The organism is Sphingomonas sp. (assembly GCF_031372575.1).
Lineage (GTDB): Bacteria > Pseudomonadota > Alphaproteobacteria > Sphingomonadales > Sphingomonadaceae > Sphingomicrobium.
Map to the genome: position 1 here is coordinate 1 of NZ_JANMLM010000098.1, position 24,579 is coordinate 24,579.

Consider the following 24,579-nt stretch of genomic DNA (forward strand, 5'->3'; position numbering starts at 1 on the left):
GTCGATGTCGGCGCGCAAATAGTCGACGAAGTCGGCATTGGTGTCGATCGCGATGAGCTTCGCGTCGGGGCCCATCAACTCGAGGATCGGGCGCGTGAACGTCCCCACGCCCGGGCCGTATTCGACGAACAGCCTGGTCGAGTCCCACTCGACCGGTCCGAGCATCTTGGCGATCAACTTGTCGCTCGACGGGATGATCGACCCGACCATCACCGGATGCTTGATGAAGCCGCGCAGGAATTGCCAGCGGGGATGGCCGACCCGCACCGCGCGGCGGATCTGGCCCTTCAGGGTACTGGCTCTGGTGGCGTTCAAGAAAGGGCTCCGGGACAAAGGGTGCGGCGAGCGTTCGCAAATGGTGGGCCGCTTGGCAAGGCGGCCCGACGGCTATCGCGCACGGCTCGGCGGAGATAAGACGCGCTAGATGGCTCAACACTCCCCCCGGCGCAAGGTTGCAGGAAGCGCGCTGACCACGCCGCATTTCATATTGCTGTTCGCCGCCATGCTCGTCGCCGCGGCGGGCAATACCGCGCTCCAGTCGGTGATGCCGGCGATCGGGCGGGCGATGAAGATCGACGATCTGTTCGTCGCCATCGCTTATACCTCGTCGGCGGTCCTGTGGGTCATCCTCGCACCCTATTGGGCGCGGATGAGCGATCGCCACGGGCGCAAAGCGCTGACCCTGCTCGGGGTCGGCGGGTTCGTAGTCTCCTCGACGCTGTGCGGGCTGGTGCTCGCCTTCGGGCTGGCCGGGGCGCTGTCCGGGACGCTGACGATCATCGTGTTCGCGGTGGCGCGCGCGATTTACGGCGCGCTCGGCTCGGCCACCCCCAGCGCGACGCAGGCCTATCTCGCGTCGAAGACGCGCCGCTCGGCGCGCGTCGCGGCACTGTCGGCCTTGTCGTCGAGCTTCGGGCTGGGCACCATTGTCGGCCCCGCGCTTGCGCCTCTGTTCGTGCTCCCGTTCGTCGGGTTGACCGGGCCATTGTTCGCCTTCGCTGTGATCGCGCTCGTTGTGTTCGTCGCGATCCTGCGCTGGCTGCCCGACGACAGCCGCCCGCGCCACGGTGAGCGGCGTGGGCACGGCGCGGCGATGAGCTATCCGTCGATCGCTTCGCCAGTGACCGGCGCCAGCGTGGTCGCCGCAACTTCGCCCCACCGCGCCGCCCGGGTCCGCTGGAGCGACGCGCGGATCCGGCGTTGGGTCATCGCCGGAGTCGCCTCGGGCCACGCCCAAGCCGCGTCGCTGACGTGCATCGGATTTTACGTGATCGACCGACTGGCGATTGCGCCATCCTCCGCCCAAGGGCCGATCTCGATCGTGATGATCGCCGGGGCCGGGGCCGGACTCGCCGCGCAATGGGGATTGATCCCGCGTCTCGCGCTGGGCCCGCGCGCGCTGGTACTGTGGGGGACGATCATCGCCGCCATCGGGCTCGCGATCATCGTCGTCGGCAGCGATCTTTACGGGTTGGTGCTCGGATTTGCGGTGTCGTCGCTGGGCTTCGGTTTCACCCGGCCGGGGTTTACGGCGGGCTCGTCGCTCGCCGTCTCACTGGCCGAACAAGGCAGCGTCGCCGGGGTGATCACCGCGGCCAACGGGATCGCCTTCGTCGCGGCGCCGGCGATCGGCATGCTGCTCTACGCGCTCGATCCGCGCCTGCCGTTCGTCGCGGGCGTGTTGTTGCTGCTGGCCCTCGCCGCCTGGTCCAAGGCCAAGCTCTAGCTTTTGTCGGGCGGCGCGGCCTTGGGTTCGCGCGGCTGCAGCATACCGGGGGTGACGAACCCGATCCCGCCGAGCGGCCGCACCGCGTCGGACTTCAGCGTCTCGCGGATCTTGGCGTAATCGGCGACCATCTCCTCAGTCACCGAGGCGCGGGTTTCCTTCAGCGCATCCTCGAAATCGTCCATTTTTACCGTCTTCGAATCAAGCCCGCGGCGAAGCGCCGAAAGGCCCGCCCGCCGAGTCAGATCCTCCAGATCGGCGCCAGTGAAATTCTCGGTCCGCCGGGCCAGCGTTTCGAGGTCGACATCCTTCGCCAGCGGCATTGCCTTGGTGTGGATCGCCAGGATCCGCCGCCGCCCCGCCGTGTCCGGCGTGCCGACATAGATGAGCTCGTCGAACCGCCCCGGGCGGAGCAGCGCCGGGTCAATCAGATTGGGCCGGTTGGTGGCACCGATCAACACGACGTTGTTGAGTTCCTCGAGCCCGTCCATCTCGGCGAGGATGGTATTGACCACCCGCTCGGTGACTTGCGGCTCGCCCATCCCGCCGCCGCGCGCGGGGACCAGACTATCGATCTCGTCGATGAAGATCACGGTCGGTGCGACCTGGCGGGCGCGGGCGAACAGGCGGGCAATTTGCTGCTCGCTCTCGCCATACCATTTGCTCAGCAGGTCGCTCGACTTGATGGCGATGAAATTGGCTTCGCTCTCGCGCGCGGTGGCCTTGGCCAGCAGCGTCTTGCCGGTGCCGGGCGGGCCATAGAGCAGGAAGCCCTTGGCCGGGCGAATGCCAAGCCGCCTGAATGCTTCGGGATGCTTGAGCGGCAACTCGACTCCCTCGCGCAATTTGTCGCGCGCCTCGTCGAGTCCGCCGACATCGTCCCAGCTGATGTTGGGGACTTCGACCATGACCTCGCGCATCGCCGATGGCTGGACGCGTTTCAGCGCATTCTCGAAATCATTGGGCTCGACCGACAAGGCGTCGAGCATTTCGGGCGGGATCACTTCCTCGGCCAGGTTGAGCTTGGGCATGATCCGCCGCACCGTCTCGAGTGCCGCTTCGCGTACCAGCGCCGCCAGATCGGCCCCGACAAAGCCATAGGTTCGCCGCGCGAGATCCTCCACATCGACCCCATCCGCCAGCGGCATGCCGCGGGTATGGATCCCCAATATCTCGCGTCGGCCATTTTCGTCGGGCACCCCGATCACGATTTCGCGATCGAACCGGCCTGGCCGCCGAAGCGCCTCGTCGATCGCGTCGGGCCGGTTGGTCGCGGCGATCACGACCAAATTCTGCCGCGCCTCGATCCCGTCCATCAGGGTCAGCAGTTGCGCGACCAGCCGCTTCTCGGCCTCGCCGTTGACCTGGCCGCGCTTGGGGGCGATCGAGTCAATTTCGTCGATGAAGATGATCGACGGCGCCGACTTGGCCGCTTCCTCGAAGATCTCGCGCAGCTTCTTTTCGCTCTCGCCATAGGCCGATCCCATGATCTCGGGCCCGTTGATGGTAAAGAACTGGGCTTCGCTTTCATTGGCCACCGCTTTGGCCAGCCGGGTCTTGCCGGTGCCGGGCGGCCCGTGGAGCAATACCCCCTTCGGCGGATCGACGCCAAGCCGCTGGAACAATTCGGGGTGGCGTAACGGAAGCTCGACCATTTCGCGCAAGGCATCGACCGTCTCGCGCATTCCGCCAAGGTCGTCATAGGTCACGTCGGCACGGCGCTCGCCCGCCTTTTCGGTATATTCGGCGAGCAGTTCGACCACCGTCTCGGGGGCGATATGGACGATCCCGCGCGGCGCCGCGGACACGATCGTCATCCGCACTTCCTGCAACGAGAAAGCCGGCGCGTTGAGCAATTGGCGGATATTCTCGGGCATGTCGGCGGTCGATCGCTGGTGGCCCATCGTCGCCACGGTGTCTCCGGCGGTCAGCGGTCGGCCGAGGAAGCTGCGCTTGAGGGCGTCGGCCGATCCCTGCAGCCGGATATTATTGGCCGCTGGCGCGAACACCACGCGGGTGGCGGGCTTGCTCTTGGCCTTGCTCACCTCGACGAAATCCGAGCTGCCGACTCCGGCATTGGCGCGCTGCAACCCGTCGAGCCGGATGATGTCGAGCCCATGATCATCGTCATAGGGCCGGATCGCGCGCGCTGCGGTCGATCGCTTGCCGATGATCTCAATCACATCGCCTTCGGTGATGCCCAGCGCTTCCATCGCCTTGGCCGGGACCCGGGCGATCCCACGGCCGCCCTCGGCCGGGTTGAGGATTGCCACTTGCAGGCGCTGCGTCTCGGTCTCGGCGTCCGCCATCACTGTTCCTCTTGTCGCTTGAACATACCCTCGACGCGGCCCTTCGCCTTAACAGGACAACCTGCGTCTGGTTTCAATATGGACCCTGCGCAAATGAAAAAAAGGGCCGGGCGTTGCCACCCGGCCTGAAGTTTTTGGAGAGGATGCCCCGAAAGGCACCAACAATATTGCACTGCACCATTCACTTCGCAAGTGCAAAATTTCTTCTCGGTGAGGTTTTCACGTCGAAACCTCGATCAATGTGATAGGTGAGGCACTGCTTTGGAGGGACTCGCGTCAGTGGAGCGTCGGCTTTCTGCGATCATGGCCACTGATGTGGTGGGGTATAGCCGGCTGATGGGCGGCGACGAGGTCGGCACGCTGACCGCGCTCAAGCTGCATCGGACCGAGATGATCGATCCCGCCATCGCCAGTCACCAGGGTCGGATCGTCAAGCTCACCGGTGACGGTATGCTGGTCGAATTTACCAGCGTGGTCAGCGCGGTTGAGTGCGCTTGCGCGGTCCAGCGCGACATGCGGCAGCGCAACGCCGATGTTCCGCAGGACCGGCGGATCGAGTTCCGCATCGGTGTCAATCTGGGCGATGTGATCGTCGATGAAGACGATATTTTCGGTGACGGAGTCAATGTCGCCGCCCGGCTCGAGGGTGTGGCCAAGCCCGGCGGAGTCGCGGTGTCGAGCGCAGTGCGTGACAATATCGGCAACAAGCTCGACCTGATCTTCGAGGACATGGGCGACCAGGACCTCAAGAATATCGAATTCCCCGTGCGCGCGTACAATGTCGTGATCGTCGACGCTGCGCCACAGCATGCAGACGCTTCTCAGCCCGTGGCGGAAGCGGACAAGCCGTCGATCGCAGTGCTGCCGTTCAACAATATGTCGGGCGATCCCGAGCAGGAATATTTCAGTGACGGAATCACCGAGGACATCATTACCGATCTGTCCAAGGTCAGCGGCCTGTTCGTCATTGGTCGCAACACCAGCTTCACCTTTAAGGGCAAGTCGGTGGACATCCCCGAGGTCGCGGCGAAACTCGGGGTCAAGTTCATCTTGGAAGGCAGCGTCCGCAAGGCGGGCCAACGGGTACGCGTCACCGGCCAGCTGATCGACGGGATCACCGGGGGGCACATCTGGGCCGACCGCTTCGACCGCGATTTGACCGACATTTTCGCGATCCAGGACGAAATCACTCAGACCATCGTCGAGCAGTTGAAAATCAAGCTCCTGCCCAAGGAGAAAAAGGCGATCGCCCAGGCTCCTACGGCGAACGTCGAGGCCTATACTTATTATCTCAAAGGCCGGCAATTCTTCCATAACACCACCAAGGTCATGCTGACCCTCGCCCGGCAGATGTTCGCCAAGGCGGTCGAGCTCGATCCCTCCTACGCGCGAGCCTATGCCGGGATCGCAACCTGCGATGCGCGGCTGGAAGGCAGCTATAACGTACCGATGCCGGTGGGCGAGATCCTGGCGACGGCCAACAAAGCCTTGGCGTTAGATCCGAGTTTGCCGGAGGCCCACGCGGCGCGCGGCATGGCGTATTTTAATATCGGCCAGACGAAAGAAGCGGTTACGGCCTTCGAAAGAGCCCTCGAGCTGGATCCCAACAATTTCGACGCCAATCTCGCTTACGCCCGTTTCAGCGTCATCGAAGGAGAGGCTGAGCGCGCCGTCATGCTGTTTAAGCGAGCGCTTGAAAGCCAGCCCGAAGATTGCCAGGCGCCGCTGCTGCTCGATACGGTTCTGCGCAAGCTCGGGCGGATCGAAGAGGCCACCAAATATAGCTGGATCGGAATCAAGCGCGCCGAGGAGGCAATTCGTGCCCATCCGGAAAACTCGCGCCCCGCCCAGCTTGGGTCGGCTACGCTTGCCGCGCTCGGCGAGAAGGATCGGGCGATGGACTGGCTGTCACGGGCGATGGCGATCGACCCGAACGACGCCAATTGCATTTACAACGCCGCCTGTACTTATGCCCAGATGGGCGAGGCGGAGAAGGCCGTCGAATTGCTTGAACGCTGGTGTCACGAAGCCGGCAATGAATGGACCGGCTGGGTCGAGCACGATACCGATCTCGATCCGATCCGGGACGATCCCCGCTTCAAGGAATTGATGGCGCGGGTTGGCAAAGCGCCAACCGATACCCCTGCCTAATCACGCCGCACGCTTAATTTTTAATCGACGCCGTCACTTTACGCAGCAGCCATCGTGGCAGCAGGCGATGGCCCTGCGCGCCGGCCTTGTTGACCAGCCCGGGAATCGCCACCGCGCGGCCGGCGTCGAGCGCCTTGAGCCCCATCGCCACGACATCTTCCGATTTTGCGCTGATCTTGTCGAACGCGCCATTAGCAGTGAACCCCGCGACCTCGCCGAATTCGGTTTTGGTCGGGCCGGGGCACAAGGCGGTGACCTTTATACCCTTGCTCGCCACTTCCTCATGCAGCGCTTCGGTGAAGCTCAGCACGAACGCCTTGGTCGCGAAATAGGTCGCCATTCCGGGTCCGGGCTGGAAAGCAGCGGTGCTGGCGACGTTGAGAATCGCGCCCGATCCGCGTTCGAGCATCCCCGGCAGCACCGCGTGGCACAATTCGACAAGGGTGCCGATGTTGAGGTCGATCATCGCCCGCTGCCGTGGTCCGTCGAGCGCGACGAACTTGCCCCACAGCCCGAAGCCGGCATTGTTGATCAGCGTGCCAACCGTCTCGCCATTGGCCGCGACGTCGGCCATCACCGCCGCCGCAGCTCCCGACTCGCCAAGGTCCATCACCAGCGCGCGCGCAGTGCCCAGCTCAGTCGCCAGCGCCTCAAGCTCGTTGCGCCGCCGCGCGACCAGCACCAGCCGCTCACCCTGCGCAGCACATTGCCGCGCGAAATCCGCGCCAAGCCCGGCCGACGCGCCGGTAATAAGAGTGACGATCTGGGTCAGGCGACGGTCGCCTTGACGATGCTGCCGGGATTGCGGACCGGCTCGCCGGTGGGGAGCGCGTCGACATGCTCCATCCCGCTCTCGACTTGGCCCCAGACGGTATATTGATTGTCGAGGAAGTTGGCGTTGGTGAAGCAGATGAAGAATTGGCTGTTGGCGCTGTTGGGGCTCGACGAACGCGCCATCGAGCAGGTGCCGCGGACGTGCGGCTCGCTCGAGAATTCGGCCTTCAGGTCGGGCTTCGGGCTGCCGCCCATGCCGCTTCCGGTCGGGTCGCCGCCCTGCGCCATGAAGCCGGGGATGACGCGGTGGAACACCACGCCGTCGTAAAAACCATCCTTGGCTAGTTCGCTGATCCGCTCGACATGGCCCGGGGCCAGATCGGGGCGAAGCTTGATGACGACATCGCCGCCAGTGGAAAGGGTGAGCGTCAGGGTATCGGCCATGGTGAAGTTTCTCCGTTGCAGGTTCGCGCGGCGCTTTAGGCATCCCGCGCGGGTTGCGCCAGAGGCAGCGCGCCCATAGGAGGGCGACACGCGTCGGCAGGGGAGTGACAATGAGCGAGCGCGACACCATCGCCGCCACTGCCGAGCGCCCCGATTCCGCCCTGCGTACTGTGATGGATTCGGAAGACCGGCTGCGTCCCGACTTCGTCGCCAGGGTGCTCGACGCGGTCGAGGCGGGCGATGACGACACTGCCCGCTCGCTGGTCGAGCCGCTCCATCCGGCCGACATCGCCGATCTGATCGAGCTCGCCGCCGCCGACGAGCGCGAGGGGCTGGTCGCGGCGCTGGCCGGAATCGTTGACGCGGACGTCTATGCCGAGCTCAACGAGCATGTCCGCGAGACGTTGATCGACGAGATGGACGCGGCCCAGGTCGCCGACCTCGCCGGGCAGCTCGATACCGACGATGCGGTCGCGATTATCGAGGATCTCGACCGCGACGAGCAGCAGGCGGTGCTGTCGGCGATGGAGCCCGATGATCGCGCCGCGGTCGAAGAAGCACTGACCTATGCCGAGGAAACCGCCGGCCGCCTGATGCAGCGCGACCTGATCGCGGTGCCCGAGCATTGGACGGTCGGCAAAGTGATCGATTACCTCCGATCGTCGGATGAACTGGCGGACGATTTCTGGGAAGTGTTCGTCGTCTCGCCCAATCATCACCCGGTCGGCACGTGCAAGCTGTCGACCATCCTGCGCTCGTCGCGGAGCATCCGGGTCGACGCCATCATGCAGCGCGAACAGACCTTGATACCGGTCGATCTCGATCAGGAAGAAGTCGCGCTCCGGTTCCAGAAATATGCGCTCATCTCGGCTGCGGTGGTCGATCCGGCGGGGCGGCTGGTCGGGATGATCACGGTCGATGACATCGTCCACATCATCCAGGAAGAAGCGGGCGAGGATGCGTTGCTGCTGTCGGGCGCGGGCGACGGCGACATTAACGAGCCGGTGTTCGAAACCTACAAGTCGCGCGTCCGCTGGCTTGCCGCGAACCTGATGACCGCGCTGGTTGCATCGTCGATCATCCGCCTGTTCGAACATTCGATCGAGCGGCTGGCGGTGCTTGCGGTGCTGATGCCGATCGTCGCCGGGGTCGGCGGCAATGCCGGCACCCAGACGCTGGCGGTGACGGTCCGCGCCATCGCCACCAACCAATTGACCGGCTCCAACCGCTGGCGCGCGGTCGGGCGGGAGCTTCGGGTGGCGCTGATGAACGGCCTGACGATCGCGCTTTTGGTGGGTACTGCGGTGACGCTCCTGCTCGGTTCGGCGCAGCTCGGGCTGGTGATTGCCGCCGCGATGATGACCAATATCCTGGTCGCAGGGCTCGCCGGCGTGCTCGTCCCGTTGACGATGGAACGCTATGGTGCCGACCCTGCGGTCGCCTCGTCGATCTTCGTCACGATGGTCACCGACTCGATGGGCTTCCTCGCCTTCCTCGGCCTCGCCACCTGGGTCGGGCTCGTTCCCTAAGGGTTGAAAAGGCGGTGGTTTCCGCCCAGTTCGGCGCGGTGCCGCTCCACCTCACCAAAGTCGCTTTCTCCTGCGCCAGCGTCGAAACCCTCGAACGCCGCGTGATTGCCCGATCAAAGGCTGGCGAGATGCGCGTGGCGACCCGGATGCGCCCCAAGCGCGGGCCCGAACTGGTTGGCGGCGCGCTCCACTGGATCGTCAAGCACCGCATCGTCGCGCGGCAGGAAATCCTGCGGCTCGAAGATCGCAATGACGGGCGGATCGACATCGTTCTGTCCGACAGTCTGGTAATAGTGGCCGCGGCCCCAAAGCGTGCCCACCAGGGCTGGCGCTATCTCGAGGATGCCGACGCGCCCGGCACCGATCTTGATGAAACCGGGATGAGCGAATTGCCGCCACGCATGTATGCGAAGCTGGCGGGGCTTGGACTAGTCTAGCGAAGCTCGGTCGAGCGACACCCAGAGACGCTCGCCGAGCCCTTGATCGTGACGCTGCACGCCGGCTTGCCGATCAGGCTGACGCTCGCCACGCCGATCGCATCGACCTTGGCGGTCCCGGTGGCGGTCAGCTTGATGATCGCCGGGCCGGTTGCGCCGATGACCGCATCCTTCACGCTCAAGGCTTCGCCGTCGAGCGCCGATGTGCCTCGAACAATTGCTGTCAACTTGAGTGCCTTGCCCGCCAGCCGGGCACTCGCCGCGCCCGCCAGCCCAAGCTGGAACTGATCGACATCGACCTTGTCGATCGCGATCGACCCCGCGCCTTGCGCCGATGCTTCGAACTTCAACCCGCGCACCTGGTTGATGTTGAGGCTGCCCGCGCCGTTGACGAACGCAGCGGTCAGATCATGCGTGCCGATCGAAACTTCGACCGGCCCCGCCGATTCGCCGGGGTATCCGCCCCACGATGCCGATCGATTTGCGCGAACGATCAACGTCCGGCCTTCGACCACCACGTCGACCGGATCGAGTGCGCGCGACGATCCGCTGGCGCGCGCGAATGGCGCCACGCCGACGATGAGGTTGACCTTATAATCGCCGTCGACCCGCACCCGGTCGAAACCAGAGACCCCGAAATTGCGGTCGGCGGCGGTCGCGGGGGCGGATGCCAATAGCAAGGCGGCGAGGATGAGCTTGTTCATCAGCCCACTCTCGCCGCACATGGTTAACAAGTCACTAGCGCAAGCGTATCAGCTGCAATTGACGTTGCCCGACCCCAGTTTGTTGACCTCGCACTTGGCGCCGCCGGTGATGGTCACCTCGCCCGATCCAACGATCACCACTTCGGCCGTTTCACTGGCTTGGGCGCGAACATCACCGTTTCCGGCAATGTTGACCTCGGCCGTACGTGCGGTGAGGCCCGCCAGGTCGACATCGCCCGAGCCGCCGATCGCGACTTCGGTCGATTGCGCTTTGCCGGTGGCCTGGATGTTGCCCGACCCACCGATCGCGAAATTGGCCCGCTCGACGGCGAGCCCGTCGACCTTCAAATCGCCCGACCCGCCGATATTGCCTTCGAACCTTTTGGCTGAGGTGCGATCGATGCGGATATTGCCCGTTCCACCAATGTTGGCTTCCTCGATCGCCCCGGCGCCAGTGATGACGAAATGGAGTTTCTGCTTATCGTCGGTCGAATGCCACCGGATGTTCTTGGACTTGGTACGGATCTTGAGCGTTCCATTTTCGACCACCACTTCGGTCTCATCGAAGAAATTCTCGCCGCCGCTGGCCTTGATCGAAGGCGGGCCATCGGCTCGGACTTCGACATCGGCCGCCGCCCCGAGCGAGATTTTGGTGAAGGCGCCTGCAGCGAACGTCCGCTCGACAATCGCGCCGGGCTCGGTCGCCTTGCCGCCGGTCAATTGCCCGACGATCGAATCGTCGCAGGCGGTGAGCAATCCGAGCGCAGCAGCGGCAGCGAGGAATCGAGTGACGTTCATGGCAGTTTCTCCGATCATCAAAGCGTATTGCAGATGTAATACACCAACGCGCCTGGTCGAGGCAACCCCAAACGAAAAGGGCGCCCCGCAAGGGACGCCCTGATCATCTCGGCAGTGCTAAAATCGCTTAAGCGGCAGCGATTTCGGCCTTCGCCTTGTTGTGAATCGCGGCGGCCTTGTTCAAAATCTCGAGGATCTTGACCAGAGCGGCTTTCTCGTCAGTTTCTTCCATCGCGCCCAGTTCGCGCGCCAGGCGCGACGAGGCGGCTTCGAAAATCTGCCGTTCGGAATAGCTCTGTTCGGGCTGGTCGTCGGCCCGGAAAAGGTCGCGGGTCACTTCGGCGATCGACGTCAAATCGCCCGAATTGATCTTGGCTTCATATTCCTGCGCGCGGCGCGACCACATGGTCCGCTTGACCTTGGGCTTGCCCTTGAGCGTCTCGAGCGCGTCTTTCATGGTCTTGTCGCTCGACAGCTTGCGCATGCCAACCGCATCGGCCTTGCCGACCGGTACGCGCAGCGTCATGCGCTCCTTCTCGAACCGCAATACATACAGGTCGAGGCTGGTACCTGCGATTTCGGTATTCTGGAGTTCGACCACGCGGCCGACGCCATGCTTGGGGTAAACGACAAAATCACCAACATCGAAGCTCAATGCTTTCGCTGCCATAGTCTGACCTTTCTGTTGACCGGAAAGTCGGGTGCACCAAGTCGCCGCATCGTCCCCCAAAACGACCCGCGGTCGAGGTGCCCTTTGTCCGGATATCCTGCAAACTCGAGGCCGCCGCAGGATGCAGCTGCCTTCACGCGTGATTGTTTAGCATGAAAATGCTCAAATCTCCAGCCCGAGCTGGATTGGCATCGCAGAGTCATGATTCTGCAACGAATGCAGTCCCAGCCCGAGCAACCTGATTCCCTTGGGGACCGGAAATAACCGGGTCAGCAACTCGATCCCCGCCGCCGTGAACGCGGCCAGATCGGCGACCGGCGCGGTCAGGCACTTCGATCGGGTGATCATGGTGAAGTCGCCATATTTGACCTTCAGCGTGATCGTCCGCCCCTTTACCTCCGCCCGCTCGACCCGCGTCCAGGCGTAACCCGCCACCCGCGACAGCTCGGCAATCAGTGCAGCGGCGTCGCGCAAATCTTCGTCGAACGTGCGTTCGGCGCTGACCGATTTATACGGCCGGTCGGGTTTGACCTCGCGGGTGTCGATGCCGCGCGCGATTCTCCAATACCATTGCCCCGATGATCCAAAATGCGCTTCCAGTTGCTCGATCGGCCAGGCGGCAAGATCGGCCCCGGTGGCGATCCCCAGCCGCTCCATCTTCGCCGCCGTTACTGGCCCGACGCCGTGGAAGCGCTTGACCGGCAGGGTTGCGACAAACGCCGCGCCCTTGTGTGGTGGGATGACGCAAATCCCGTTGGGCTTGTTCTGGTCGGACGCCAGTTTGGCGATGAACTTGCAATAACTCACGCCGGCCGACGCGGTCAGCCCGGTCTCGGCCCTGATTCGCGCGCGAATATCCTCGGCAATCGCCCGCGCGCTACCCAGCCCGCGCCGGTCCTCGCTGACATCGAGATAGGCTTCGTCGAGCGAGAGTGGCTCAACCAGCTCGGTATAATCGGCGAAGATCGCGCGGATTTGCTGGCTAACCGCTTTATAGACATCAAACCGCGGTTTCACGAACAGCAGCTCGGGGCAACGGCGCTTAGCGGTCACCGACGGCATGGCCGATCGGACGCCAAACACCCGCGCTTCATAGCTTGCCGCCGCAACCACCCCGCGATGTCCGCCGCCGACCGCCAGCGGCCTTCCCCTAAGCTCGGGATTGTCGCGCTGTTCGACCGACGCATAGAAAGCGTCCATGTCGACATGGATGATCTTTCTTGGGGAAGGAGCGTTCACCTCTCGTTCTATAGCTTGGCATGCACGCTGAGTCATGCTTTAGGCGACGTCAAATCTTCCTTCAGGAATCACGATGAACATCCACGAATATCAGGCCAAGGAATTGCTCGCGACATTCGGCGTTCCGGTTCCCGCCGGCCACGCCGCCATGACCGCCGATGAAGCCGTCGCTGCGGCGCAGCAGCTTCCCGGGCCATTGTGGGTGGTCAAAGCGCAAATCCACGCCGGTGGCCGCGGCAAGGGCAAGTTCAAGGAACTTGGCCCCGATGCCAAGGGCGGCGTCCGCCTCGCCCGCTCGATTGACGAAGTCCGCGCCGCCGCCGAGGAAATGCTCGGCAAGACCCTGGTAACCATCCAGACCGGGGCCGAGGGCAAGCAGGTCCAGCGCCTTTACATCACCGACGGCGTCGACATCGCCAAGGAATTCTATCTCGCCTTGCTGGTCGACCGCGAAACCGGCCGCATCGCGGTCGTCGCCTCGACCGAGGGCGGGATGGATATCGAAGCGGTGGCGCATGACACCCCCGACAGGATTGAAACCATCACGATCGACCCCGCGACCGGGATCATGCCGCACCACGGCCGCGCCATTGCCGCCACGCTCGGGCTGACAGGCGATCTCGCCAAACAGGCCGCCAACGTACTCGCCAAGCTCTACGCCGCGTTCGTCGGCACCGACGCCAGCCAGATTGAGATTAACCCGCTCGCGGTCACCACCGACGGCAAGTTACTGGTGCTCGACGCCAAGGTCGGGTTCGACGCCAATGCGATGTTCCGCCATCCCGACCTGGTCAAACTGCGCGACCTGACCGAGGAAGATCCGATGGAGATCGAGGCCTCGAAATATGACCTCGCCTACATCAAGCTCGATGGCGACATTGGCTGCATGGTCAATGGCGCGGGCCTCGCGATGGCGACGATGGACATCATCAAGTTGAACGGCGCGTTCCCCGCCAACTTCCTCGACGTCGGCGGCGGCGCGTCGAAGGAAAAGGTCACGGCGGCATTCAAGATCATTTTGAGCGACCCCGCAGTGAAGGGCATCCTCGTCAACATCTTCGGCGGGATCATGAAGTGCGACATCATCGCCGACGGAATCGTCGCGGCGGCGCGCGAAGTGAATATCTCGGTGCCGCTGGTGGTTCGCCTCGAAGGCACCAACGTTGCCGAGGGCAAGGCCATCCTCGCCAATTCGGGCCTGCCGATCGTCAGCGCCGACGACCTCGGCGACGCCGCCCGCAAGATCGTCGCTGAAGTCAAAGTTGCAGCTTAACCCGCCGGAGAAACAGGCATGAAACTCCTCGTCGCCGTCAAGCGCGTCATCGATTATAACGTCAAGCCACGGGTCAAGATGGACGGCTCGGGCGTCGATCTCGCCAATGTCAAAATGTCGATGAACCCGTTCGATGAGATCGCGGTCGAGGAAGCCATTCGCCTCAAGGAGAAAGGCGCCGCGACCGAGATTGTCGCGGTGTCGGTCGGCCCGGCCAAGGCGGCGGAAACATTGCGCACTGCGCTGGCGATGGGTGCCGACCGCGCGATCCTAATCCAGTGCGATGACGAGGTCGAACCGCTCGCCGTCGCCAAGATATTGAAGGGCGTGGTCGATGAGGAACAGCCCGGCCTCGTGATCCTCGGCAAGCAGGCGATCGACGATGATAGCAACCAGGTCGGGCAAATGCTCGGCGCCTTACTCGGCTGGCCGCAGGGCACCTTTGCGTCGAAACTCGAAGTTGCCGGCAGCGACATCAACGTCACCCGCGAAGTCGATGGCGGGCTCGAGACGCTGAAGCTCGCCACCCCGGCGATCATCACCACTGACCTTCGCCTCAATGAACCGCGCTACGCGTCGCTGCCCAACATCATGAAGGCCAAGTCGAAGCCGATGGCGACCAAATCGCCGGGCGATTACGGGGTCGACGTCGCGCCGCGTCTAGAGACGTTGAAGGTGATCGAACCGGCCAAGCGCAGCGCCGGGATCAAGGTCGGATCGGTCGATGAACTGGTCGACAAACTCAAGGCGATGGGAGTTGCCAAATGAAGACCCTGGTTCTCGTCGAACATGACGGCAACGTGGTGAAAGACGCCACCCTCGCTACCGTTGCCGCCGCCGCCCAATTGGGCGAAGTGCATTTGCTCGTCGCCGGATCGGGCGTCGGCGCGGTCGCAACTGCGGCTGCGGCGATCACCGGCGCTGGCAAGGTTCATGTCGCCGACGCCGCGCATCTCGAGCATCAACTGGCCGAAGATGTAGCGCCGATCGCTGCCGCTCTGATGGGGCATCATGACGCCTTCCTCGCTTGCTCGACCACCACCGGCAAGAACATCGCCCCGCGCGTTGCCGCCTTGCTCGATGTGATGCAGATTTCGGACATCATGTCGGTCGAGGGCGAAGACATTTTCACCCGCCCGATTTACGCCGGCAACGCCATCGCCACGGTCAAGTCAAAGGATGCCAAGAAGGTCATCACCGTGCGCGGCACCGCGTTCGAAAAGGTGTCGCGCGATGGCGGCAGCGGGACGGTCGAGGCGGTCGATGCGGGGGGTGCCTCGGGCAAATCATCGTTCGTCGGTGCCGAGCTGTCCAAGTCCGAACGCCCTGAACTGACGAGCGCGAAGATCATCGTCTCGGGCGGCCGCGCCTTGGGCTCGTCGGAGCAATTCCACGCCTTGATCGACCCGCTCGCCGACAAGCTCGGCGCGGGTGTCGGCGCAAGCCGCGCGGCGGTCGATGCCGGTTATGCCCCCAACGATTACCAGGTCGGCCAGACCGGCAAGATTGTCGCACCGGAAGTCTACATGGCGATCGGCATCTCGGGCGCGATCCAGCATCTCGCCGGAATGAAGGATTCGAAGGTGATCATCGCCATCAACAAGGACGAGGACGCCCCGATCTTCCAGGTCGCGGACATCGGCCTGGTCGGCGATTTGTTCAAGATCGTGCCGGAACTGACCGAAAAGCTTTAGACAAAAGCAAACGGGCCCGCCTCCGATGGGAGACGGGCCCGGGCTGGGGACTGTTGAGACTTAGCGGTTGCCGTCGTTCGTTTCGGCTTCACCGCTGGCTTCGCCATTGGCCGATCCGCTGGCGCTGACCGATCCCGTCACGCTGCCCGCAAGGTTGCCTGCACGATCGCGGACGTTGCCGACAGCGCCGGTAGCGCGATCGCGGATATTGCCGACAGCACCGGTCGCCCGATCGCGGACGTTACCGACCGCCGTCGTCGCGCGGTCGCGCACATTGCCGACGGTATTCGCGACCTGATTGGTGCCGATCGCCTGCAAGCCAACCCCGGCATTACCGCTGGCCGAGCCGTCGGCCGACGATGAACCGGCCAGGCCGACGTTGTTGCCGAGGCCGCCCGCGCCGACCGCCGAACTGGCAACGCTGCTGACCGATCCGGCGAGGCCGGCATTGGCGCTGGCATTGCCGTTGCCGGTGTCGACCGCGCGGCTTGAGGTAACGCTGCCGCTGAGGCTATTGTCGATCGCGCCAGTGGCGTTGCCGACGATCGAGCCGCTGCCGAGCAGGCCGCCGCCCGACGCGCTGCCCGAGCCGCCGAGCGCGCCCGATACGGCGCCACCGAGACTGCCGCTGCCGCCGCCGAGCAGCTGGGCTTGGGCGGGTGCCACAACGATGGCCGATCCGGCCAGCGCGATGCCGAGAAGCTTGCGATTGAACATCTATATTCTCCCTTTGTACGAGGGGCATTTGTTGCCCCGTCTGCAAGGAGAACGGCGTGGCACCGACACTTCATCCCGGATCGCCGAAAAATTATTTCAGTCCGACCGTTTTGGGTGCGATGCGGCACGATCTGCACACGATCCCCTGGCCGACGCGGCCCTTGCCGGGGTCGGCTTCGGCGACGAGGCGCTGGGCGGTGCCAACCGCCGCCAGTCGGGCCGCAACCAACGGCGCCGCGAAACTGGTGCCGCGGACCACAGCAAAGCCCTTGCCCGGCGATGCCGCGACCAGATCGGCGCCGGGGGCGGCGAAATCGACATGGGTCGAGCGCCCCGCTTCGCGCAGCGCGCGGTCGCTCGCATCGACCCCGGTCACCGCGATTACCCCGGGGTATGATGCCGGATATTGCGGCGGTGCTGCGGGGCCGTCATTGCCGACCGCAGCAACCACCGCGATACCGCGCGCCCGCAATGCCGCAATGGCGCGGGCCAGCGCGGCGTTGCCCGGGCCAACCAGGCTGATATTGATCACGCTTGGTTGCTTTGTCGCCGCCCAGGCAAGCGCGCGAATGATGGTCGTGGCTGAACCGGCCGCGGCATTGCCGCCATAGACGTCGCCGACAAACAGGCGGGCACCGCGCGCCGCGCCGCGAAATGCGCCTTGGTCGCCAACCAGCAGTGATCCAACCGCCGTGCCATGCCCGGTCGGCTGCGCGGTGCCGGCAAAGCCGCGCTGCTCGATCGCGGCGCGGGCCAGCGACGGATGTGATGCGACGCCGCCGTCGATCATCGCGATTCGCGTGCCGGGGCGGACCGCCGGGGCTGCGGCCAACGTTGGACTGGCCGCCGCCAGCGCCGCGCCAACGGCGGGCAGCAGCGCTGCACCGGCCGGTTCAAATATATGATTATAGTCGGCGTCGAGCGTGGGCGCCGCCTTGCGCAGCGTTTTCAGGGCTTCGCGGACATTCATTCTGCGCGGCACCGCCAGAGTGACGATTCTTAAGCCGAGTTCGGGGGTTTGCTGATCGACCAAAACCCGAAATCCGGCGCGTTGGGCGAGGGCCAGCGAAGCTGGATCGGGGTCGGTCGCGATCAGCTCATTCTTGCGCACCGGTTGGCCATCGCCATCCCGATCAAGCGTGGTGCGGTTGGCGCGGATCAGCTGGGCCAGCCGAATCGCGCGAAGATTGACCAACTGGACCGGAGCAGCGGTGGTGACGGTGGTCGACTGGCTCACCCGGTCAAGACTTGGCTGCGTTGCCTGCTGGATTTCGCTTGTCGACATGCCAAGCGCCTGCCCAAGCCCGCCGATGTTGCTGAGTTCACCAAGCGATCGATCGACGGCGCCACCGACTCCGCCGCCGATGCTGCCGACAGTCCCGCCGATCGGCGAATTGCCGCCGGTCAGTCCGCCTAGCCCGCCGCCGCCGCCAAGCAATTGCGCCGGGGCAGCGCTTGCGGTGAGGGCTGCCACTAGCAGCGCGGAGAAGAATGTGGATTTGGACATTGGTAAACCTTTTCTTATGCGGTTGCGGATGAAACGTCGAACCCGCGCCGTTTCATCCGCATGAGGTGCAATGAATTCTCGATCCCCGTTCGATGTCGAATTGGCCCCGGTGTGGCCGCGGCTAAGACGTTTTGCTTTTTCGCTCGCCCGCGATGCGGCCGATGCCGACGATCTGTCGCAGATGGCGGTGGAGAAAGCGTTTCGCTCATTCGGGCAATATCAGGCTGGGACGCGGTTCGACAGTTGGCTGTTCCGGATCTGCCGGACAATGTGGATCGACCAGATGCGGTCGCGGGCGCGCAAATCCGCGTTCGAGGCACCACCCGAAGCCGGCGAGAATGTGGGGCACGACCCGCGCGCCGCGACCGACGCGGTGATCGATTTGAACCGCGCCATGGCGGCAATGCAGCGGCTGCCGGACGAACAACGCGAGGTGGTCGCGCTGATCCTGATCGATGGCTTCGGCTATCGCGAGGCGGCGGAAATTTTGGGCCAACCGGTCGGCACCGTGTCGAGCCGGTTGGTGCGCGGGCGGCAGGCGTTGCTGGCGATGCTCGGCGAAGGTGGATGAAATGACCGACGAACAAGAATTTTATGCGTGGCTCGATGGTGAACTCGATGCTGCGCAGGCCGAGCGGGTCGCGGCGCGCGTCGCCGCCGATCCGGCGCTGGCGGCGCTTGCAAGCCAGCATCGCGCGCTCGGCAGTGGGCTGCGCGCAGCGTTTGCGCCGGTCATCGATCAGTCTCCGCCAGCGCCAAGCTTCGGCGCCACGGTGATTCATTTCCAAGCACGCCGTGACGCTCGGCCTCCTGCTCGCCAAGCCTATGGCCTGCCGCAATGGGCTGCGATTGCGGCAACCCTGGTGGTCGGCCTGGTTGCTGGCCAATTGACCGTCTCGCGATCGGACGCGCCGATTGAAACGCGCGGGGGGGCGATGGTCGCGTCGGCGTCGCTCGACCGGGCGCTCGATGCCAGGTTGGCCTCGGCCGGTGAGGACGGACCAGTGCGGGTCGGGCTGACCTTTCGCGACCGTGAAGGCGCAATTTGCCGAAGCTTTACCGGCCAAGGCGCAAGCGGGCTCGCTTGCCGCGCGGATGACGATTGGCGGGTACAAGCCATGTTCGCCGCCGCCGCCGGCCAAGGCGCCGGCTATCGAATGGCGGCGGGCGACGATCCGCGACTGGCGAGCCTCATCGACGAGCGGATTTCGGGCGAGCCGTTCGACGCCGCTGCGGAGAAAGCCGCCCGCGATCGGGGGTGGCGCTAGCCTTCGTCGCGCAAATTGCGCAAGGTGAATGTGGCAGCTTGATCGTCATCGGACGGCTCGTCGCTGGCGAAAATCTCGCGTGCTTCGGCTTCGTCGTCAGGCGGGCAGGCGGTCATCGCCGCGCGGCGCAGCACCAAGTAGCCGACCACTCCCGACAGCAACGACCCCGCCAGCGTGCCGATCTTGGCCGCGTCGATCGCCGCCGCATTGCCCGGAAAGGCGAGCGCGCCAATGAACAGGCTCATCGTGAAGCCGATCCCGCATAGCAAGGCTGCGCCATAAAGCTGTGCGCTGCTAGTCCCGGCAGGACGCGGTGCGAGGCCCGCCCGCACCGCCAGCACAATCGTCCCCGCAACCCCGATTTGCTTGCCGACGAACAGCCCGAGCATCACCGCCAGCGGCAGCGGTTCGGCCAGCATCGCCACCCCGCCCGACAGCGACACGCCCGCACTGACCAGCCCGAACAATGGCACCACCCCGAACATCACCCACGGGTGGATCGCATGCTCCAGCTTGCGCAGCGGTGATTTGCCGCTCGAATCGCGGATCGGCACGGTCAGCGCAGTCAGCACCCCGGCGACTGTTGGATGAACCCCGCTCGCCAGCATCGCCAGCCACAGCAGGACGAACCCGATCAGATAAGGCGTCAGCCGCCGAACTCTGAACATCGACAATCCGGCCATCGCGCCAAGAATCGCGAGCCCTGCGCCAAGCGCCACCACGTCGAGATCGCGGGTGTAGGCCAAGGCGATGATGATCACCGCGCCAATGTCGTCGATCACTGCGATCGTGACCAACAGCAATTTAAGCGACGGCGGCGCACGCGGGCCGAGCAACGCGAGGATCCCGACCGCAAAAGCAATGTCGGTCGCGGCGGGGATCGCCCAGCCAGCGCGATACGCCCCGGCACCTTGGGTGATCGCGAGATAGACCGCCGCCGGCACCGCCATTCCGGCAACCGCAGCCAGGATGGGTAGCCGCCGCGCCTCACGCTCGGCGAGCCGCCCCTCGATCCATTCGCGTTTCACTTCCAGCCCGACGAGCAGGAAAAACAACGCCATCGCGCCATCGGCGATCGCGCCGTGCACCGACGCCTGGCCAAAGCCGACGAACATCGGGCCGACGCGGGCGTGGGTCAGTTCGTGCCAGCCATGTGCCAATGGCGAATTGGCGAGCACCAGCGCAATCATTGCACTGGCGATCAGCAATTGCCCCGCGCGGCGGTCCTGGGTCGCACCATCAGCCATTGCGGTACCCTAAGGTGCGGCTCTGGTGGCGGAAAGCAAAACCGGTCGCTTCGGCTCGACTTTTTCCGATCGACGCGGCTAGGCTAGGTGGATGGGCGAACAATTGCTGGTCATCGACGAAGGCACATCGAGCACGCGCGCGATGCTGGTCGATGCCGACGGCGCCTGCGGCGCGATGGCGCAGCGCAACCTGACGACGCTTTATCCCCGGCCCGGCTGGGTCGAACAGGATGCCGAGGAAATCTGGCGGCTGACGCTGGCGGCGGCGCGCGACGCGGTTGGCGACAAGGCAGACCGCATCGCCGCGATCGGCATCACCAACCAGCGCGAAACGATCGTCTTCTCGGACCGCATGACCGGCGCCGCGCTGGCCCCGGCCATCGTCTGGCAGGACCGCCGCACCGCTGACGCTTGCGCCGCCTTACGCGATGCCGGTCACGAACCGCTCGTGCAATCGAGCACCGGCCTTCTCCTCGATCCTTATTTCAGCGCCACCAAGATCGCGTGGGCGCTCGACCATTGGCCGCAGCTTCGCGCTGCCGGCGACCGGCTGTGCCTTGGGACAATCGAAAGTTGGCTGGTGTATCAGCTGACCGGCGGGCTCCACGTGACGGACGCCACCAACGCCTCGCGCACCCAGTTGATGGATTTGTCCGGCGGGTGGGACGACACTTTGTGCGCCCTGTTCGGCGTGCCCCGCAATGCCCTTCCCGACATCATCGACTGCGCCGGTCCGATCGGTTTCACTCTGCCCGAACATTTCGGCTATTCCATCCCGATCACCGGCCTGGCTGGCGACCAGCAGGCCGCAGCGATCGGTCAGGCCTGCTTTGACCCCGGCGATACCAAGGCGACCTATGGTACCGGCGCGTTTATCCTGACCCACGCGGGTGCGACCCCGCCGGTCTCTGCGCACCGCTTGCTGTCAACCATCGCGTGGCAACTCGGCGGGGAGCGCGCTTACGCCCTCGAGGGGTCATTGTTCGTCGCCGGGCAGATGGTCCACTGGCTGCGCGACGATCTTGCCCTGATCGCCGCATCGGACGATTGCGCGGCGCTTGCCCGCTCGGTCGCCGACAGCGGGGGAGTCCACATCATCCCTGCTTTTGCCGGGCTCGGCGCGCCGCACTGGCGGCCCGATGCGCGTGGTGCGATCCTCGGGCTGACCCTCGGCACCGGCCGCGCCCATCTGGTCCGCGCCGCGCTGGAAGCGGTCGCCAACCAGTCGGCCGAGCTCCAGCGCGCCTTTGCCGCCGACGGCGTCATCTGGTCCTGCCTAAGGATCGATGGCGGCATGGCAGGCAATGATTTCCTCGCCCAGGATTTGGCCGACGTGCTTGGAATCGCGGTCGACCGCCCGGCCAATGTCGAAAGCAGCGCAATCGGCGCGGCGATGCTCGCATCGGTCGGCGCGGGGCTTCATTCGACCCTGCGCTCAGCGGCTTCGGCGATGCGCCAACCCGACGCCAACTTTCAGGCGGCCCTCGCCCCGGCCGCGCGATCGGCGCGACTGGCGGCCTGGGATCGATCAATCGCGGCAATTATCGGCGGTTCATCCTGGGTCAATCCAGTTCATGATCATTTGAGCTAAGGCATTGATTGCGTTTGAACTATTGCGACGTAAAAGAAACAAGGTTTCGCATTGCGCGCTTGACGATCGGGAAGAATACGTGTCGGCAAAACTCGCTTTTTTGATCATTCCTCTGACTGTCGCAATTGCCGGGAGCGCCTGCGCCATGAATTCGCCGTCGCAACAGCAGGTACAGTGCCGGGTCGTCGGCGCCGAAAAGTTGCCGACGGCGGCGGGCAATGCCGATTCGATTTGCGCGGCCATCGCCAGCGCGGCAGCGACCGGCGCGCCGACAGCGCGGTTCAGTGTTGAAGTGCGCGTCCTCGGCCAGTCGGCGCTCGCCGCGACCTTGACCACCGCCGACGGCAAGATTCTTCCCGAGCAGAAATTCGCATCGAGCGACCGCCTGCTAACCGCCAGTTCGATCGACTTTTTTGCCCGGTCGCTGGTGGAAACGGCGCGAGCGGGCGCGCGCTAGGTCGGCGTCTGTGCCGGATGATTTTATCTTATGTTAAGGTTTCGCTTCAACGACGGTGTAAGGGTTTCGCAATTCATCGTTTTCGAAAATTGTTCAGTCAGTCTTTCAGCAGCAGGTGGGTATAGTGCCGGACATTCCTGGTAATAACACGACGACGACGACCATCACTGTTGGTGGCACGGTTACTGACGTCCTCGAAGTAAATGGCGATCATGACTGGATCCGGATCGACCTGGTCGCCGGGCAAAAGATCACCATCACGCTCGGTAGCGGCACGCTCGAGGACCCCTATCTGCGGCTCCGCGACGCCAATGGCGCGTTGCTCGGCGAAAATGACGACATCAGCTCGGGCGTAGTCCGCGATTCCAGGCTCGTGTTTACCGCCACCACGACCGGCACTTATTATCTCGACGTCGGTGCATTCAACGAAGCCTACACCGGCACTTATCAGCTCAATGTCGTGACCTATACGCCGCCACCGGTGGCGAGCTATGTCGACATCGCGACCCATCTCACCAGCGGCTATTGGGGCGGCGACAGCCATCACTTCAATGTCACGCAGGGCGGTTCGATCAGCGTCAACCTGACCGGGCTGACGGCGGCTGGCCAGAACCTCGCCCGCAACGCGCTCGCGTTATGGACCGACGTGATCGGCGTGACCTTCAACGAAGTGGCAAGTGGCGGCCAGATCGTGTTCGACGACAATCAGTCTGGGGCGTTTTCGCAAGGGGTGTGGGCTAATGGCATCATTAGTTCGGCGGAGGTCAATGTTTCGACCCAGTGGCTGACCAGTTACGGCACGTCGCTGACGTCTTATTCGTTCCAGACCTACATTCATGAAATCGGCCACGCACTGGGCCTCGGCCATGCCGGTTTCTACAATACGACCGCAACCTATGCCGATGACGCCTTGTTCGCCAACGACGGCTGGCCGGCGACCATCATGTCCTATTTCGACCCGTCCGAAAGCACCTATTTCGCGAACCAGGGCTTTTCCGATTTATTCGCGACGACCCCGATGCTGGCCGACATTCGCGCCGTGGCGACACTCTATGGCCTGTCGACGGTCACGCGTACCGGCGACACCGTTTACGGCTTCGGCAACACTAGCGGTCGGGCGGTTTACGGGGCCTCGGCGGGTTCGATCCCCTATCTCCATACCATCGTCGACAGCGGCGGAATCGATACGCTCGATTATTCGGGATATTCGGAAAATCAGCGGATCGACCTGACGCAGGAGGCATTCTCCAACATCGGCGGCGGGGTCGGCAACGTTTCGATCGCATTTGCAACGGTGATCGAAAATGCCAATGGCGGCGACGGCAATGATACGCTCATCGGCAATGCCGCCAACAATCTGCTCAGGGGCAATGGCGGCAACGACATCCTCAATGGCTTTGGCGGCGCTGACGTCCTGATCGGCGGAACCGGCAACGACACGATCGACGGCGACGATGGCGTCGATACCGCCAGCTACATCACCGCTTTTGCTGCCGTGACGGTCAATCTGGCGACCGGGACTGGCGCTTCGACCGGGGCTGGCGATGCAGCGGTTGTCGGCCTTGATACGTTGATCGAGATCGAAAATGTCACGGGTAGCAACTTTGGCGACACGCTGACCGGCAACGGTTTCGCCAACAGCCTCGACGGCGGCACTGGCAATGATGTCATTTCGGCTGGCGGCGGCGATGATTTCATCATCGGCGGCGCGGGCACGGACAATCTCACCGGCGGAACCGGCGCGGACGCATTCTCCGACACGCGCTCCGGCCTCAACGGCGACACGATCACCGATTTCACCAGCGCCGACCGGATCGTGCTGACCGATGCCACCTTGGCTGGTTTCACCTTCAGCCTGTCGGGCTCGACGCTGACCTATAGCGGCGGGTCGCTCACCCTGACTGGCGGGATCGTCGGGACCTTGGTTGCGTCGGCGGCGAGCGGCGGCGGGGTCCAGCTGACGATCCAGGCGATCGTCCCGCCGATCGCCGATGTCCGCAACGATTTCAACGGCGACGGGCGCAGCGATATCCTGTGGCGCAGC

General features: G+C 64.3%; 22 protein-coding genes and 1 pseudogene. 12 read left to right on the forward strand and 11 right to left on the reverse strand.

What is annotated here, in order from left to right; all coding sequences use genetic code 11:
• A pseudogene (locus RMN73_RS09800) lies at positions 1 to 210 on the reverse strand (methyltransferase); the annotation flags it as partial.
• 214 nt (positions 211 to 424) lie between these two features.
• Between RMN73_RS09800 and RMN73_RS09805 the strand changes: the two are divergent.
• Positions 425 to 1,726: an MFS transporter gene (locus tag RMN73_RS09805; protein WP_309603142.1), complete on the forward strand. Its 1,302-nt coding sequence runs from the start codon at positions 425 to 427 to the stop codon at positions 1,724 to 1,726.
• Here the strand turns inward: RMN73_RS09805 and RMN73_RS09810 are convergent.
• Entirely contained in the window at positions 1,723 to 4,035 is a 2,313-nt protein-coding gene (locus RMN73_RS09810; RefSeq protein ID WP_309603143.1) for a CDC48 family AAA ATPase, read from the reverse strand. The two genes, RMN73_RS09805 and RMN73_RS09810, sit on opposite strands and share 4 nt — an antisense overlap.
• A gap of 303 nt (positions 4,036 to 4,338) precedes the next feature.
• Between RMN73_RS09810 and RMN73_RS09815 the strand changes: the two genes are divergently transcribed.
• The gene (locus tag RMN73_RS09815) at positions 4,339 to 6,186 is read left to right on the forward strand and encodes an adenylate/guanylate cyclase domain-containing protein (protein ID WP_309603144.1); all 1,848 of its coding nucleotides are present in this window, start codon (positions 4,339 to 4,341) and stop codon (positions 6,184 to 6,186) included.
• A 13-nt stretch (positions 6,187 to 6,199) separates the two neighbouring features.
• Here RMN73_RS09815 and RMN73_RS09820 read toward each other — a convergent pair whose 3' ends face one another.
• Both RMN73_RS09820 and RMN73_RS09825 read right to left on the reverse strand, forming a co-directional pair.
• Positions 6,200 to 6,958 (reverse strand): SDR family oxidoreductase, encoded by a 759-nt coding sequence (locus RMN73_RS09820; RefSeq protein WP_309603162.1) that lies wholly within the window; start codon positions 6,956 to 6,958, stop codon positions 6,200 to 6,202.
• Positions 6,955 to 7,404, reverse strand: coding sequence for a peptidylprolyl isomerase (locus RMN73_RS09825; RefSeq protein WP_309603163.1), 450 nt, complete (start codon positions 7,402 to 7,404; stop codon positions 6,955 to 6,957). The genes RMN73_RS09820 and RMN73_RS09825 overlap by 4 nt, the downstream gene beginning before the upstream one ends.
• Positions 7,405 to 7,514: 110 nt before the next feature.
• Here RMN73_RS09825 and mgtE point away from each other — a divergent pair, with 110 nt between their 5' ends.
• The gene (mgtE, locus tag RMN73_RS09830) at positions 7,515 to 8,933 is read left to right on the forward strand and encodes a magnesium transporter (protein ID WP_309603145.1); all 1,419 of its coding nucleotides are present in this window, start codon (positions 7,515 to 7,517) and stop codon (positions 8,931 to 8,933) included.
• A gap of 14 nt (positions 8,934 to 8,947) precedes the next feature.
• Positions 8,948 to 9,370 (forward strand): DUF1489 family protein, encoded by a 423-nt coding sequence (locus tag RMN73_RS09835; protein ID WP_309603146.1) that lies wholly within the window; start codon positions 8,948 to 8,950, stop codon positions 9,368 to 9,370.
• Here the strand turns inward: RMN73_RS09835 and RMN73_RS09840 are convergent.
• The 4 genes from RMN73_RS09840 to dinB form a co-directional block, all read right to left on the reverse strand.
• A complete protein-coding gene (locus RMN73_RS09840) occupies positions 9,367 to 10,074 on the reverse strand; it encodes a GIN domain-containing protein (protein ID WP_309603147.1) in 708 nt (235 codons plus the stop codon). The two genes, RMN73_RS09835 and RMN73_RS09840, sit on opposite strands and share 4 nt — an antisense overlap.
• A 48-nt stretch (positions 10,075 to 10,122) precedes the next feature.
• Positions 10,123 to 10,872, reverse strand: coding sequence for a head GIN domain-containing protein (locus RMN73_RS09845; RefSeq protein WP_309603148.1), 750 nt, complete (start codon positions 10,870 to 10,872; stop codon positions 10,123 to 10,125).
• Between the two features lie 127 nt (positions 10,873 to 10,999).
• Positions 11,000 to 11,542, reverse strand: a complete 543-nt coding sequence (locus tag RMN73_RS09850) for a CarD family transcriptional regulator (RefSeq protein ID WP_309603149.1) — start codon at positions 11,540 to 11,542, stop codon at positions 11,000 to 11,002.
• 162 nt (positions 11,543 to 11,704) lie between these two features.
• Positions 11,705 to 12,817 (reverse strand): DNA polymerase IV, encoded by a 1,113-nt coding sequence (dinB, locus tag RMN73_RS09855; protein ID WP_405051560.1) that lies wholly within the window; start codon positions 12,815 to 12,817, stop codon positions 11,705 to 11,707.
• 37 nt (positions 12,818 to 12,854) lie between these two features.
• On the opposite strand from dinB, the gene sucC reads away from it, so the two are divergent.
• Genes sucC through RMN73_RS09870 form a run of 3 tightly spaced genes read left to right on the forward strand, consistent with a single transcriptional unit; the run spans position 12,855 to position 15,748 of the window.
• On the forward strand, positions 12,855 to 14,054 hold the full coding sequence (gene sucC, locus RMN73_RS09860) for an ADP-forming succinate--CoA ligase subunit beta (protein WP_309603151.1): 1,200 nt from the start codon (positions 12,855 to 12,857) through the stop codon (positions 14,052 to 14,054).
• A gap of 18 nt (positions 14,055 to 14,072) precedes the next feature.
• A complete protein-coding gene (locus RMN73_RS09865) occupies positions 14,073 to 14,822 on the forward strand; it encodes an electron transfer flavoprotein subunit beta/FixA family protein (RefSeq protein ID WP_309603152.1) in 750 nt (249 codons plus the stop codon).
• Entirely contained in the window at positions 14,819 to 15,748 is a 930-nt protein-coding gene (locus tag RMN73_RS09870; RefSeq protein WP_309603153.1) for an FAD-binding protein, read from the forward strand. Before RMN73_RS09865 ends, RMN73_RS09870 begins: the two co-directional genes overlap by 4 nt.
• 60 nt (positions 15,749 to 15,808) lie before the next feature.
• Here RMN73_RS09870 and RMN73_RS09875 read toward each other — a convergent pair whose 3' ends face one another.
• Together RMN73_RS09875 and RMN73_RS09880 are read right to left on the reverse strand one after the other, a co-directional pair.
• Positions 15,809 to 16,465 carry a hypothetical protein gene (locus RMN73_RS09875; RefSeq protein ID WP_309603154.1) on the reverse strand — a complete coding sequence of 219 codons (657 nt, stop codon included), beginning with the start codon at positions 16,463 to 16,465 and terminating at the stop codon, positions 15,809 to 15,811.
• A 91-nt stretch (positions 16,466 to 16,556) separates the two neighbouring features.
• Positions 16,557 to 17,972 (reverse strand): S8 family serine peptidase, encoded by a 1,416-nt coding sequence (locus RMN73_RS09880; RefSeq protein ID WP_309603155.1) that lies wholly within the window; start codon positions 17,970 to 17,972, stop codon positions 16,557 to 16,559.
• Between the two features lie 70 nt (positions 17,973 to 18,042).
• On the opposite strand from RMN73_RS09880, the gene RMN73_RS09885 reads away from it, so the two are divergent.
• Both RMN73_RS09885 and RMN73_RS09890 read left to right on the forward strand, forming a co-directional pair.
• Complete coding sequence (locus tag RMN73_RS09885; protein WP_309603156.1) at positions 18,043 to 18,543, forward strand: RNA polymerase sigma factor; 501 nt, start codon at positions 18,043 to 18,045, stop codon at positions 18,541 to 18,543.
• 1 nt (position 18,544) lies between these two features.
• Positions 18,545 to 19,240: an anti-sigma factor gene (locus RMN73_RS09890; RefSeq protein ID WP_309603157.1), complete on the forward strand. Its 696-nt coding sequence runs from the start codon at positions 18,545 to 18,547 to the stop codon at positions 19,238 to 19,240.
• Here RMN73_RS09890 and nhaA read toward each other — a convergent pair.
• Positions 19,237 to 20,487, reverse strand: a complete 1,251-nt coding sequence (nhaA, locus tag RMN73_RS09895; RefSeq protein WP_309603158.1) for a Na+/H+ antiporter NhaA — start codon at positions 20,485 to 20,487, stop codon at positions 19,237 to 19,239. The two genes, RMN73_RS09890 and nhaA, sit on opposite strands and share 4 nt — an antisense overlap.
• 91 nt (positions 20,488 to 20,578) lie before the next feature.
• Here nhaA and RMN73_RS09900 point away from each other — a divergent pair, with 91 nt between their 5' ends.
• The 3 genes from RMN73_RS09900 to RMN73_RS09910 form a co-directional block, all read left to right on the forward strand.
• Entirely contained in the window at positions 20,579 to 22,078 is a 1,500-nt protein-coding gene (locus tag RMN73_RS09900) for a glycerol kinase GlpK (protein ID WP_309603159.1), read from the forward strand.
• A 145-nt stretch (positions 22,079 to 22,223) separates the two neighbouring features.
• Positions 22,224 to 22,535: a hypothetical protein gene (locus tag RMN73_RS09905; RefSeq protein ID WP_309603160.1), complete on the forward strand. Its 312-nt coding sequence runs from the start codon at positions 22,224 to 22,226 to the stop codon at positions 22,533 to 22,535.
• A gap of 124 nt (positions 22,536 to 22,659) precedes the next feature.
• A partial coding sequence (locus RMN73_RS09910; RefSeq protein WP_309603161.1) for a M10 family metallopeptidase C-terminal domain-containing protein occupies positions 22,660 to 24,579 on the forward strand: 1,920 nt, incomplete at its 3' end.